This is a genomic window from Agathobacter ruminis (assembly GCF_002735305.1).
Taxonomy (GTDB): Bacteria; Bacillota; Clostridia; order Lachnospirales; family Lachnospiraceae; genus Roseburia; species Roseburia ruminis.
Genome location: NZ_PDYG01000090.1, coordinates 1 through 13,873, shown reverse-complemented (window position 1 = coordinate 13,873; position 13,873 = coordinate 1). Strand labels below are relative to the sequence as shown.

Here is a 13,873-nt window from a genome sequence, read left to right as displayed (position 1 = left end):
TACGGTTTTGGATGTACGGATACCTGCGTAATTGTAGGTATAGGATATGTCATGATCTGAGCTCGTTGCAGACTTTAGTCTGCGATCGGTCCATGATAATTCATATCCATTGAACTGAGTCAGGTTGCCATCGTCATCGTAGGTTAAATCAGTTCGACGGTTGTTTGTATCATAGGTGTAAACTTCTGTCGTGATTGCATCTCCAAGAGAGCCTTCTGTATAAGCATAGGTTGCAACCTCTGTGATATTTCCTACATAATCATACTGATAGGTGACAGTTTCGTCTGCTACCTGATCATTGACGCGAATTAACTCATCAGATGCATTATAAGAATAGGACTGTAATAGGTTATCATTTAATGATACTGAAAGAATATTTCCCTTCGCATCATAGGTGTAGGTATAGTCTTGATCAAGATTATCCGTTTCTAAATGATAGGATGTGATTTCTCCGAATCCATTTTTCTGATAAGTCGTGGTCAGTCCATTTGAGCCTGTGATAATGGTTTGATCTTCAGTATGCGAGATTTCATTTGTCAGGCCGTTTGCATATGTTTCTTTGGTTGCTTCGCCACTTTTATTATATGAAAATTCAGTTCCATCGGATCGGGATACTTTGATTAGCTTCCCGTCTTCATATGTATTTTCGGATACGATTCCATAGGAGTTTGTATATTTGATGATATTTCCGTCTGAGTCGTACTCATAACGGTCGCCCACATCTGCATTTGCATACTGATCGATTGGTTCATCCGCTTCTAAATCCAGCTTGTCATCTTCCTCGTCATACTGATCCGGATAGATAACCTGAAGGAGATTTTCTCCACCATCATAGACGAATCGTATAACCTTCTTTCCTGTTGTGGATTTCACCAGTTTTCCATTTGCATCATACAAATTGGTGGTTTCTTCGCCAAAGGAATTGGTTTGCGCGATCACATTTCCGTCTTCATCATATGATGCTCTCTCACCTACACTATCGTCATCATACTCGTTGATACCGTTTTCCACATCAAGCTGATCCTTTGAGGCTTGATACTGATGCGGATAGATGGTTTGAGTCAGACGCCCTTCTGAATCGTACACATATCTGGTGGTAAGACCATCTTTGGTTGTATCGCAGCTTTCATAAGTAACTGTTTTTACAAGATTCCCATCTGCATCATAAGTGTTAACTGTTTGATTATTTGCGGCATTGATGTAGGTTAAGACATTCCCGTCCTCATCATAGGTATATCGCTCTCCGGCATTGCTATCTTCATAAATATTTTCCTGACAAAGACCATTCTCATCCGGATTAAGCAAGTCATCCGATTCCGAATAATTGTCTGCTCCAATTGCCTGAATCACTTTATGATTGCGATTGTATATGTATCTTGAAACTAAAACCGTATCCCCATCGTTTTGCTTGATACGGATTTCGTTTCCTGCCAAATCATACAGATATTCTGTTGTAAGTCCACCTTCGGTTGTAGAAAGCAGATTTCCGATTACATTATAAGAAGTCTCCTTCGTGGTTTCTTTGCCATCTTCACTGACTTCTTCAGTACTGATATAGCCGTTTGCATCATAGGTATATTCTACCGTTGTGCTCGAATCAGTCTTTGTTAATACAAGTCCCTTTTCGTCGTAGCTATAAGAGATTGCATCTTCAGACTGTGTATCTTCCTGTTCTGATAACACATTTCCACACTTGTCGAAGGAATAGCTTGAGGTTTTTGTCTCCGTGCTTTCGCATTCACCTGATTTGTCATAATTATATGAAGTTGTTGTGATTTCTTCAGATGCAATCGCGGAAGTTCCATCGTGATAAGTATATGTGTATTTCTCTTCTTCTAGAGTCTGCTCGTCTGCAGACTTTGTTATGATTTTGGTTACGTTTCCATAATCATCATAACTGTATACCACTAAGGTTTTGTCGCTGTTTGTTCCGTCTACTTTGGAAATCGTACCATCTTGATTGTACTCATACAGATAGCCATCCGCACTGACGATAAGCTGCCCAAACGTATTATAGATATTGCTTGCCGGATTGCTATCGCTGTCCATCTCATCGATTATGATTTCTGCATCATCCTCATAAACGACGACTTCCCCATTTCGCGTTATGTGATAGTAATAGTATGTCTCATCTCCTTCTTCATTCGTTAATTTATCGACTTGTTTTTGGTCATTATAAATGAGTTGAGAGGTCACCTTACCCGATGCATCTTTTACAACCGTAAGCAAACCATCGGTATATTCATAGGTTTCCGATACTTCTTGTGTTAACGCTGTCACAGAAGTTAGCATGCCATTATCATATGCATATGATACACAGCGATTTGCAGGATCGGTGATTGTTGTGATATGACCTGACTCATCATATTCAATGGTATAGGTTCGGTCTGCACTATCTGTAATCTTTTCAGGTAACTGTTTGGCATTTAAATCAATAATGATTTTATTGCCATTTGCGTCCTGAATCGTTGTTAACGTCTCATTCTCATAAATGTATTTGTAGTTATCCTTTGTTGTTACTTCATAGATATCGTTTGCTACTGTTAAAGTATTCTGCGTTTTGATTCCGGAAAAAATTCCATCATCATTTACTGTAAAATAATTGATACTGCCATCAGGCAAGTAAACGATTCTGACGGTTCCGGCTTCATTTAGTACAGTCTTTTTTGCATAGTTAAATGACCATCCCTTGCCAAATATATCATCCTCGCTCATGGAATTATAAGTTCGCTCAAAAGATACCGGAAGTCCAATGGATTCCACATATAAATCTGTATCGTTTTCCGTAAATGCACCAATTGTATCTATTGTATAAATGTCAGATACAGTTATTATTCCGACAGCTTCATTTCCATCTACATCCTGCGCATACACAGTATATGTTCCGTTCTTTGTCACTGCAAAACTTGTTGAAAAAGCATATCCGCCATTTTCAAAATCGGATATTTCTTTATTTCCGTATGCCCATTTGCAGGAAGTCGGATCGATTTCCCTATTCACGCCGCCTTTATAAGTCGGGGTGATAATCGTATAATAACTCTTATTTGTCGCTTCAGCATTGATTGACAGCGGAACATGCTTTACCGAAACGGCTGATGATTTAGCAGAGTTTCCAGCCGATGTGACTGCACATACCGCATACTTGCAGTCAGTATTATTGTAAACAGTATCGGTGTAGCTATTTGTGCTGCTGGTTCCGATTAATTTATCATCCCGATAAATGTTATAGGTAATTGTCGCTTCATTTCCGTCTGTGCTTTGCGACCAACTCAGTTTTACACTATCCTGATTTTGACTTTGTACTTTTACTTTCGTTGGAGCACTAGCAAGTGTGACATACTCTGCTGTTTTTGCAAGTGAGCTATCCCCGCTTGTACCTGTCGCAGAAACTCCAAATGTATATGCACTGTTTGGAATCAGGCCCGAAAAGGTATAGCTTGTTCCTTGTACATTTTTCTCTATAACCTTATCATTTAAATATACATTGTATGAAGTCGCTCCGGTTGTATTATTCCATGATAGTTTTGCAGAATCTTTCTTAACTGCGCTCACAGAAAGGTTTCCCGGTGGATTTGGTTTTGTGGTCGCACTAACCGATTTGCTTTGCTCAGAAAAAACATTGTTGTCTGTTTTTCTGGCCCTTGCCACAACCGTATACTTCTTTCCGCCGGAAAGGTTGCTGATCGTAAACGCATTTGATTTTCCGGAACTTGCAAATGTTTTCCATGTGCTTCCTCCGTCTAGTGAATACTGCCAGTTATCGCAGGAAACATCTGCAGTTGCTGTCATCTTAACGCTGCTTGATGTAACACTATTTAGTTTTAATGATACAGTGGGAGCTGTTCGATCTAGTTTATCTAATGAAACTTTCTTGGAGGTACTCATGGTTCCATAATAAGTTCCGCTTAATTTTGCATTCATATCGAAACTTGCAGAAATGGTAATTGATTTGGAACCATCAGATGTGTGTTTGACTGTGGTTGTAGCCGACCCAAGTTTGGTCGTTACATTTCCCGTATTACGAATTGCGGGAATATTTGAAATCGTAGTCTGATTTCCGTTAATTGTGATGGTTGCAGACCGGGCTCCTATATAAAGATCATAGCCTTAGTCCTGAACCAGATATAATGTTGCGGTAACTTTCGACGTGTTTGTCTTTGGATTTTGAGCCGATTCAGAGTAGACAATTTTCAGTCTGTATCCACTATCAACCTGCCCTCCTGTCCATTCACCGCTTTTTGCGTATGCCGGCATCTGAATTGAAGTCAATGTTAATGCGCAACACAATAAAAGCGAAAACAGCATTTTCGCCAATCTTTTTACTTTTCGTTTCATCTCATTTCCTTTCTTTTAACTATTTTTCTTACATTGCTCCCATATATTTAAAGTGAATAGATTATATATATATTATTTTTTCTTGTCAATAAAATCAGATGAAATACGAAAAACAAATTCTCCTTTTTCGAGACTTATTTTAGATTTGACTCATCCTTAATAGCACATTTCAACACATTTTTGCTCATAGCTGTAGCGCATAAGAAAGCATGTTGCTTGCAACATGCTCGCGCCGAGCGCGGTTTTCCTATCGTGCGAGTGCGCATCCATAGCGGAGCGCTTTTTATGATATAGGAATTTCGGAGAAATTTTCTCGTAAAAAATGCTCTCAACCTTGGTTGAGAGCATGATTATTGCCGGTGATCCGGTCATTTTACTTTTGTGGCCGCACATGGTACTTGCAGGATTTGCAGATTCCTTTCCAGCCGATGATGCGCTTAATCTTTTTTGGAAGTTCTTTTCCGTTTTTGTCTTTGTATGATTCGGCACAGATTTCACAGCATTTTTCCATGGTGATTTCTGCGCGATCGAGAATTGGACATTCCATATGTTTTACCTCACGTATAATGTTCGTTGACAGATAAGAAAAAAGCTTTGGAATGAATTCCAAAGCTTTTTGCGAGCGATAGACGGGGCTCGAACCCGCGGTCTCGACCTTGGCAAGGTCGCGCGTTACCAACTACGCCACTATCGCATATCTTGTTGCTGTTCTCTCAAGCACAAGAGATATGATACCAAATGTGGTGGATGCTGTCAACAACTTTTTTTAATTTTTTCAAAAAAGTTTTATTCAGACAATCCGGAGATATAATCTGACATCGGAGACAGGTCAACCTGGTAGGTTTCAGCAGGAAGATTCTTGTAATAGCTGTCCACTCCCTTATACACACCGAGTGCAACCAAAGCAATCACAACAACTGCTGCCACGATCTTTCCGATACGCTTTGCAACCTTTTGCTTTGCAAGAGTTTTCTTGCGGCTTGCTTTCTCTTTTTTGTATTGATCTACCTTCGCCTGACTCATAGTATCAAATACTCCTTTCGCATTCACGCAAAAGTTATTCTACCATACTTACGAAATATTTCAAGGCTTTTTTATCTTTTCCATAGGAGGAATCCGATGTTCTACCGCAGTCGAGAATACAATCTGTGTTTTGGTCTTGCCAAAGCGTTGCAAATCATTGATAAACAGATCCAGTTCGAGGGTATCATGGAAGGCCACTTCAAGCAGAATCGAATATTCTCCGGTGACACAATTGCATTCCACAATATTTTTGCACTGCTGCGCAAACGGATAAAAGTCTTTCTTTTGCATCGGTTCCATATCGAGATTGATGAATGCCTTGATGCGATATCCGATGGATTCCATATTGACCTGTGCATGATAGCCGTTGATGATTCCATTCTTTTCGAGTCGCTCGATGCGTGAAGCAACCGCCGGAGAGGACATATATACTTCCGCAGCAATATCTTTGATTGCCACACGCGCATTGTCCTGCATCATCGCAATGATTTTTTCGTCCACATTATCAATTGTTTCTCTCATAAATCCTCCTGCCAATTCATAAAAAAGGGAGTCCAAACCCTTGGTTTGAACTCCTTTGTTCATTTCTTAAACATTTTTCTTTTTTATGTTAACAATCATACCTACATTTCTTTATAATGTCAACCTACTTTTTATTTATGAACGATAATCCGCATTGATTTTTACATAATCATAAGTCAAATCGCATCCCCAGGCTGTTGCCTGCGCATCACCTTCATGCATATCCACATACACAGTCACTTCATCCGCTTTCATGATTTCAAGTGCACGATCCTCGTCAAATGCCAGCGGCACACCCTTGGAAAATACCATCATGCGACCGTTTTTGCTCTCAAAAAACAATTCGACATCATTCTGATCGAACTTGGCACCCGAATAACCCATAGCACACAGGAATCGGCCGAAATTCGCATCACAGCCATAGATCGCAGCCTTTGACAAATTGGATCCGACGATGGCACGCGACAGAATGCGCGCATCTTCTTTGGATTTTGCATTGACCACTTTTGCTTCAAACAATTTTGTGGCACCCTCTCCGTCTGATGCCATTTTGCGGGCAAGGAAGCGGCATACATAAAACAGTGCCTCCTTAAATGTCTCATAATCCGTATCTGCTTCCGTGATGCATGGATTGCCTGCAAGCCCGTTGGCAAGCAAAAGCAGCGTATCATTGGTAGAGGTATCTCCGTCTACCGTAATCATATTAAAGGTATCTGCAACCACTTCTGAAACAGCCTGTTGCAGCAATGATTTTTCAATTGCAATATCACTGGTCAAGAATGCAAGCATGGTGCACATATTCGGATGAATCATTCCGCTGCCCTTGCTCATACCGCCGAGTACAACCTGCTTTCCGCCGATGGTAAATGTCACCGCAATCTCTTTGTTGACGGTATCTGTCGTCATAATCGCTTTCGAGGCATCGGTGCCGGCCTGATTGCTATCGGACAGTCCCGTGCTCATCTTTTGAACGCCGGAAACCAGCTTTGCTACCGGCAGCTGCATTCCGATCACACCGGTCGATGCGACCGCTACGGATGTATATGGTACCTGTAACTGTGCTTCGACCGCTTTTGCCGTAGCTTCACAGGCATCAAAACCTTCCTGTCCCGTACACGCATTTGCGATTCCGGAATTGATGACAACCGCATGAATCGGGTCCCCGGAAGACACCAGTTTCTGATCCCATTGCACACATGCAGCCTTAACCACATTTGTTGTAAAAGTTCCTGCAGATACACATGGTGTTTGGGAAAATACCATCGCCATGTCGGTTCTGTTTTCATATTTGATATTTGCTTCACAGCTGGCTGCACAAAATCCCTGTGCGGCGCATACGCCACCTTCAATTTGCTGATAACTCATGATACTACCTTATTCCTTTTCTTCCATAACACTCTTGTAAGCCGGACGAATGATCTTGTTCATTCCGACAAGTTCTTCGAGACGATGTGCGCTCCATCCCACAATACGGGCGATTGCGAACAATGGGGTATATAATTCCATCGGAATCTCAAGCATTTCATATACAAATCCACTGTAGAAATCGACATTCGGAGAGACACCTTTGAAAATCTGTCTCTTTTCCGCGATAACCTGCGGTGCAATCTTTTCGATCATGTTATATAATTCCAGATCACGCTCTTTGTTTTTGTGCACTGCCAATCGCTCCACAAATCTACGGAATACGCGTTCTCTCGGATCGGATACGGAATAAACGGCATGACCCATTCCATAGATCAGTCCCTTTTGATCAAAGGCCTGCTTGTCCATGATTTTGCTCAGATAAGCGTGAATTTCGTCCTCATCTTCCCAGTCCTTCACATTCGCACGAATGTCTTCCATCATTTCCATTACCTTAATATTGGCGCCACCGTGCTTCGGACCTTTCAAAGAACTCATTGCCGCAGCAATGGCAGAATAGGTATCCGTGCCTGCAGAAGTTACCACACGCGTCGTAAAGGTCGAATTGTTTCCGCCACCATGCTCCATATGCAGCATCAATGCGACATCAAGAACACTGGCCTCTACCTGTGTATAGGTCTTGTTCGGGCGAAGCATACGCAGGAAATTCTCTGCGGTCGAAAGCTTCGGATCCGGACGGTGAATATACATACTCTCGTCGTTGTCATAATGATTGTAAGCATGATAGCCGTATACCGCCAGCATCGGGAAATTTGCAATCAACTGCAAACATTGACGAATACAGTTGGATACTTCCGTCACCATCGCCTGCGGATCGTATGATGCAAGTGTCAGAATGCTTCGCGTCATGGAATTCATAATATCCTTTGACGGTGCTTTCATAATGACATCACGCGTGAAATTGGTCGGAAGTCCACGACTTTCAGCCAGAACTTCATTGAAATATTCGAGTTCCTTCTCATTCGGCTTTTCTCCGAACAAGAGCAGATATGCCGTCTTTTCAAAACCAAATTCGCCCTCTTCGAGATCCCGGATCAGAGACTGTATATTATAGCCTCGATACCAGAGTTCTCCGTCGCACGGAATCGACTTGGCGCCTTCTTCCCTGAATGATACAATCTTTGAGATATTGGTCAGACCGGTCAATACACCTTTTCCGTTTACATCACGCAAACCGCGGTTTACTCCATACTCGGAAAACAGACTGTCTGATATGGTATCATTCTCCACGCACAGCTTTTCTTTTGCCAAAGCATATGCCGACACATTAATCTTATTCATGTTACAACCCCTTTCTGTGGTACTAGGTTGGTGTTCTGCTATTGTGACAGGTGAAGTAGATCAATTGATATTCTTCTGCCACAAAATTCAATAATTCCATTCCCTTCTTTGTTTTCTCTTCATCCAGATTGACAAACGGATCGTCAAAAACCAAAAATGGTTTTTCTTCCTGATACATTGCATCCACCAGTGCCAGACGCATACATACACCGATCAGGTCCTGGTATCCCGCTGACAGATGTGTCAGTTCACGCAACTCGCCCATCTCGCGGCGCTTAAGTGCAATATGGGCATCAATGACCCAGTCATCTCCCTGCGTCTCAATGATCCGATTATAATATTTGCGGAACGCATTCGAAATCGGCGCCATATAACGCGCCGTAAACTGCTCCTTTGCGGTGGCCAGATATTCCTGTGTACGGGAAACAATATCAAAGCGATGACGGTCTTCTTCCTGTTTTGCCAGCAATGTGGCAAGTTCACCGCGCCGCTCATCATATTCATCCAGTTGTTCACGCAATTGTTCAATCTGTCTCTGATACTGATCGATTGCAGCACGCACAGATTCCAGATGGCTGTCATATTCCGCAATCTGTTCATTGATTTCATCCAGATCCTGCGGATCGACATGCAGTTCGACATCTGCCATATCCTGCTCGCGCTCGAAAAGATTCTTCTTTTCCGTCGCCTCGGCGCTTGCCTTCTGAACACCGCGATATCGTACAAGTTCTTTTTGGAATTCCAAAAGTCCCTGTGTATACGGTTCTTCCAGCTGAAGATGCCAGTCTCCAAGGAACTCCGCAATTTTGTTGACAATGTCACGGCAAGCAAATTCCGTTCTGTCATATTCCTGCTTGCGGTCATGTAAGCGGAGATATTCTTTTACCTGCGCTTTCAGTTCATACAAGGCGCCTGAATATCCTGTCGCCGGGCAGTAAACAGAAAAGCGCTCCAGAAACTGGCGGACTTCTTCCTCCAGATCGGTAATCTCATTTTCCTTGCCGATTGCGAGATCTTTGATTCTGCCGATCTCATCGATTTCCTCCTGCTGGCGCTGCATAACGCGTGCAACCTCATCTTCATAAAGGCGCACACTTCTGCGATGATTCAGATTCGCAAGGACAAAAATCACGGTTGCCGCAAGAATTAATGCGACACCGATAAACATAAAATACGGTGGATACTTATGTAACAAAAACAACACCAATGTGGCAACAAAAGTCAAAATTCCGATATTGCCTATGATTGCACCGGCTACGGTAAATGCATTAACCGGTTTCGGCTTGTCCGGGAACGGATCGACTACCATCGAAGTCTTCTCCTTTTCCTCAAGGCTTGCATTTAATTTGAATTTATCTTCTTTCATGTCCGTGACTTTTCCATAACGGGAAATCATCTGATCAATCTCGATTTCCGTTGGAATCGCACTGGTAAACATGGATGAAAGATTCTGATATTGTGCTTCTTCCGCGTCATTGAAACGCAAATGTTCCATCTGCAGACGCTTTTGTTCCAGCTCACGTGCCTTCTCAATCTGTGCATTCAGTAATGCCTCATCCGGCACACCGACAGGGAATGTTTCCCGGAATGCCTCGAGTGCCTCCAGCTTTTCCACAACATCCGCGCACAAATCGCGATAGCGGCGCTGCAATTCGCGTCTTCTGCTGTCCTCACTGACCAGGCGTAACCGGTTTGCCAATTCATCGCGTTCCTGTATCAGCTGATTTTTCTTATCTTCTGCCAAATCCCGTTTCTCGGAGAATTCCTCAAGTGATTTGACTGCCGCATCATAACCCTTTAATTCCTGCTCCAGCTCCGTAATCATATTCGTCCGCTTTTTGATACGGCCGGTCGCGCGATTCGGTGTCAGCGCATTGACAATTTCTTTCAAACGGCTCTGCGCTGTCTCATAATTATTGATATCATTGGTATTTTCCGCCAGATTTCCGAGCTTGGCATTGATTGCATCCGAAGACTGACTTGCACAGTCATTTTGTGCGATAAATACACTTCGCTTAAACGAATTGCTGTCCAGATCAAATAGAATTTCTCCGACATTTCCCGCAAAATCCACACTCTCGAGCATTGTCTGCAAATCATATACATGACATACGTCCGTGCGCTCCGAAGCCCCAAATGTACGGCTGATACGATAGCTGCGATTGCCTACGGAAAAATCCAGTTCTCCTCCGTAGGTTCCGCCCTGCCATGGCTTGTAAAAACTGCGTTCACTTTCCGGAAGCGCGGATGCCTTCTTGCTTTCAAATCCAAACAACATGACTTTAATGAATGCAGCCAATGTACTCTTGCCCCATGCATTCGGCTCGGTAATCGCATTGATACCATCTTCAAAATTCAATTCCAGATTATTGATTTTTCCAAAATTTTCTACATATAACCGTAGTAATTTCACTTTAAAAATCCTCCCCTGACAATGCCAGAATGCCACATCGAATTACTTCTGCCTTCTCATTTTCCGCCATATTCGAGCACATAACGGTTCTGACAAATTCTCCCTTGAGCGATTCATCTTTTGCATAATCTTCATAGGAAATCAAAAGGGTCGTCTCATCCTTAATCCTGATGCAATAGAAATATTCCTCAAACATCTCGGTCAGATAATCCAGATTGATTTCACATTCTACATTTAATTCACCTTTTAAAATGAATTTGACCATGCTCTTAGCCGGATATTGCTCCCGTGAAATTGCTTCTTCCATCAGTTGGGCAATCTGATCCGAGCCGGTTGCTCCGGTGACATCCACCTCGATTTCATACAAATTGCGTTCCGCGATTGCAACAAAGCTGTATTCCGCAGTTTGTGAATTCTCATCGATATTAAGCAGGATGAATCCCTTCTCCCCGCATTCATCAAATCCACGTCCTTCCAGACAGCCCGGATAGGCATACATACCGCGTCTGTCAATGCGATCGGTCTGCATTGTATGCACATGCCCAAGCGCAAGATAATCGATATTTTTGTTTGCCAGATCCACACGGCTGATTGATTCCGGATTGCCACTCTGATAATTTTCAATCTGTCCATGCAAAAGTACAATATTGTAACAATCATGGTCCAATACAAGAGAATGATACATGGAACTGTGATTTTCCGGAGTCATCTCCATACCGGTGATTGTCACGCCCGGATAGCGGTAACTTGTCCACTCATCCGTAAACAAATGCAGATTTTCCGGAATTTCCTCCAACTTGGAGACAAAACTGTCCAGGTCATGATTTCCCTTCAAATAAAAGAACTGAATCTGCGGATGCTTTTCAATTGCGGATTTTACGATATTACGGGTGGTTGCAGAAACAGCACGTGTATCAAACATATCTCCCGCAATCATAATTCCGAACACTTCATTTTGTTCCGCATAATCAACCATTCGCACAAAAGTACGCAGGATCTCTGCTCTGCGCTCTTTTGCCTGTTCCTTGGACAAATTTGACTGCATCTTGGAATCCAGATGTAAATCCGCACAATGAATCAATTTCATGATTTCTTATCCTCCAATTGTGGTACGGAGCGCATCTCAATGCGCGGCATACCATGGTTTTCGATATAATCCGCCGTAATGGTTACCGTACCGATATTGTCATCCTTAGGAATTTCATACATGATATCAAGCATATATTCCTCGAGTACGGAACGAAGTGCACGTGCACCTACCTTCTCTTCTTTTGCCTTTCTGGCGATTGCATATAACGCATCTTCTTCAAATTGCAGATTCACTTCATCGAGCTGCAGCAATTTTTGATATTGCTTGATAATGGCATTGCGCGGCTCACTCAGGATGCGCACCAGCATATCTTCACTTAATGCATCCAGTACGCAGATAACCGGAAGACGACCGATGAATTCCGGAATCATACCGAATTTGCGGATATCTTCTGTCTTTACCTGCTGTAAAATGTTCTCATCATCCGCATATTGGTCTTTTAAATTGCTGACAAAACCAATGGATGCGGATTTGTTGAGACGCTCTCTGACAATCTCCTCAAGATCCGGGAACGCCCCGCCACAGATGAAAAGAATATTACTTGTGTCAACCGTGGTCATCGGTGCAAACGAATTTTTGCTGGTCGCACCAATCGGTACTTCCACCTCCGCGCCTTCGAGCAGTTTGAGCATGCCCTGCTGAACAGACTCACCACTCACATCACGCTGATGGGAATTTTTCTTTTTTGCAATCTTATCGATTTCATCGATAAAAATAATACCATGCTCTGCTTTTTCGACATCATTGTCTGCCGCAGCAAGTAATTTGCTGACAACGCTCTCGATGTCATCTCCGACATATCCCGCTTCCGTCAGCGCAGTGGCATCCGTAATTGCAAGCGGCACATCGAGCAGACGTGCAAGTGTGCGCACCAGATAGGTTTTACCGCTACCGGTCGGTCCGAGCATCAGCATATTGGATTTTTCGATTTCGACGCCGTCCTCTTCCACTTTGCTCATAATGCGCTTGTAATGATTGTAGACAGCCACAGAGATAATTTTCTTGGCCTGATCCTGTCCAACCACATATTCATCCAGCGAAGCCTTGATTTTGTGCGGTGCCGGAATCGAATGAATGTCCAGTACCGGTTCAACCTGCTTTTTCTTAACCTTTTTCTTTTTTACCCTCGGCGTCTCCGGCATACCGAATTCACCCAGATTCAAAAACTGGATATTCGGAAATCCTCCCGCAATATTATGAAATCCATTCTTTGCCTTCTCATCCTGCTGATCGCCCGATTCCGGATTTTCCTGCTTTTGATTCCCATTCTGCGTCGGATTGCCATCCTGCGGGAAAAACATCATGTCAGAAAACGGAGGCATTCCGTTCATTCCCTTGCTAAACGAATCAAGGGTTCTCTGCATACAATCCGGACATACACACAAATTCGGTTGCAACCGAATCAGCTTTCCTGCCACCGACTCCGGTCTTCTGCATATATAACAAAATTCCTCGTATTCATTTTCATTATTATTTTCATTATTTGTCTCAAACTTATCTTCCATTGTTTTCTCACCTTCCAAAAAAGTTACACGAATCTATTATACCCAACTCTTTGTCCACTTGCAATCTTACAGCCTTTTCTATTTTTTATAACTTCACAATTTCCGCCGTCCCATGTCGCAGTCCCCAAAATCCCCCAGCCAGCGCCCCTCGTTCCCCCTTCCTCATGCCCGGGCCTCCGGTCTGTCGCCCCCTGCCGGCCGGTCAGGACACACGGCATTCGAAAGCAAGATTCTCTGCAAAGCCGCGCACCGCTTCTTTGATTGAGGTTGTTCTTTCAA

10 protein-coding genes and 1 tRNA gene are annotated in these 13,873 nt (G+C 43.0%); all 11 read right to left on the bottom strand.

Translation table 11 applies throughout. The annotated features are described in order from the left end of the window. Nucleotides 1–3,789 (bottom strand): fibronectin type III domain-containing protein (locus tag CSX02_RS10290; protein ID WP_189281506.1); only part of this gene is annotated, 3,789 nt, incomplete at its 3' end. 318 nt (nt 3,790–4,107) lie between these two features. Further along, on the bottom strand, nt 4,108–4,335 hold the full coding sequence (locus tag CSX02_RS10285) for a hypothetical protein (RefSeq protein ID WP_099386614.1): 228 nt from the start codon (nt 4,333–4,335) through the stop codon (nt 4,108–4,110). A gap of 373 nt (nt 4,336–4,708) precedes the next feature. After that, nucleotides 4,709–4,882 (bottom strand): hypothetical protein, encoded by a 174-nt coding sequence (locus tag CSX02_RS13625; protein WP_189281505.1) that lies wholly within the window; start codon nt 4,880–4,882, stop codon nt 4,709–4,711. A gap of 74 nt (nt 4,883–4,956) precedes the next feature. After that, nucleotides 4,957–5,029, bottom strand: a tRNA-Gly gene (locus CSX02_RS10280). Between the two features lie 92 nt (nt 5,030–5,121). Continuing rightward, nucleotides 5,122–5,358 carry a hypothetical protein gene (locus tag CSX02_RS10275; RefSeq protein ID WP_031543432.1) on the bottom strand — a complete coding sequence of 79 codons (237 nt, stop codon included), beginning with the start codon at nt 5,356–5,358 and terminating at the stop codon, nt 5,122–5,124. Between the two features lie 60 nt (nt 5,359–5,418). After that, complete coding sequence (locus tag CSX02_RS10270; protein WP_031543433.1) at nt 5,419–5,868, bottom strand: Lrp/AsnC family transcriptional regulator; 450 nt, start codon at nt 5,866–5,868, stop codon at nt 5,419–5,421. 147 nt (nt 5,869–6,015) lie between these two features. Next, a complete protein-coding gene (argJ, locus tag CSX02_RS10265) occupies nt 6,016–7,245 on the bottom strand; it encodes a bifunctional ornithine acetyltransferase/N-acetylglutamate synthase (RefSeq protein WP_099386613.1) in 1,230 nt (409 codons plus the stop codon). Nucleotides 7,246–7,254: 9 nt separating this feature from the next. Beyond that, entirely contained in the window at nt 7,255–8,586 is a 1,332-nt protein-coding gene (locus tag CSX02_RS10260) for a citrate/2-methylcitrate synthase (RefSeq protein WP_099386612.1), read from the bottom strand. A 22-nt stretch (nt 8,587–8,608) separates the two neighbouring features. Continuing rightward, complete coding sequence (locus tag CSX02_RS10255; RefSeq protein WP_189281503.1) at nt 8,609–10,999, bottom strand: ATP-binding protein; 2,391 nt, start codon at nt 10,997–10,999, stop codon at nt 8,609–8,611. A gap of 1 nt (nt 11,000) precedes the next feature. Then, on the bottom strand, nt 11,001–12,086 hold the full coding sequence (locus CSX02_RS10250; protein WP_031543437.1) for a metallophosphoesterase family protein: 1,086 nt from the start codon (nt 12,084–12,086) through the stop codon (nt 11,001–11,003). Beyond that, a complete protein-coding gene (gene clpX / locus CSX02_RS10245) occupies nt 12,083–13,594 on the bottom strand; it encodes an ATP-dependent Clp protease ATP-binding subunit ClpX (RefSeq protein ID WP_034219183.1) in 1,512 nt (503 codons plus the stop codon). Before clpX ends, CSX02_RS10250 begins: the two co-directional genes overlap by 4 nt. Between the last annotated feature and the right edge of the window lie 279 nt (nt 13,595–13,873).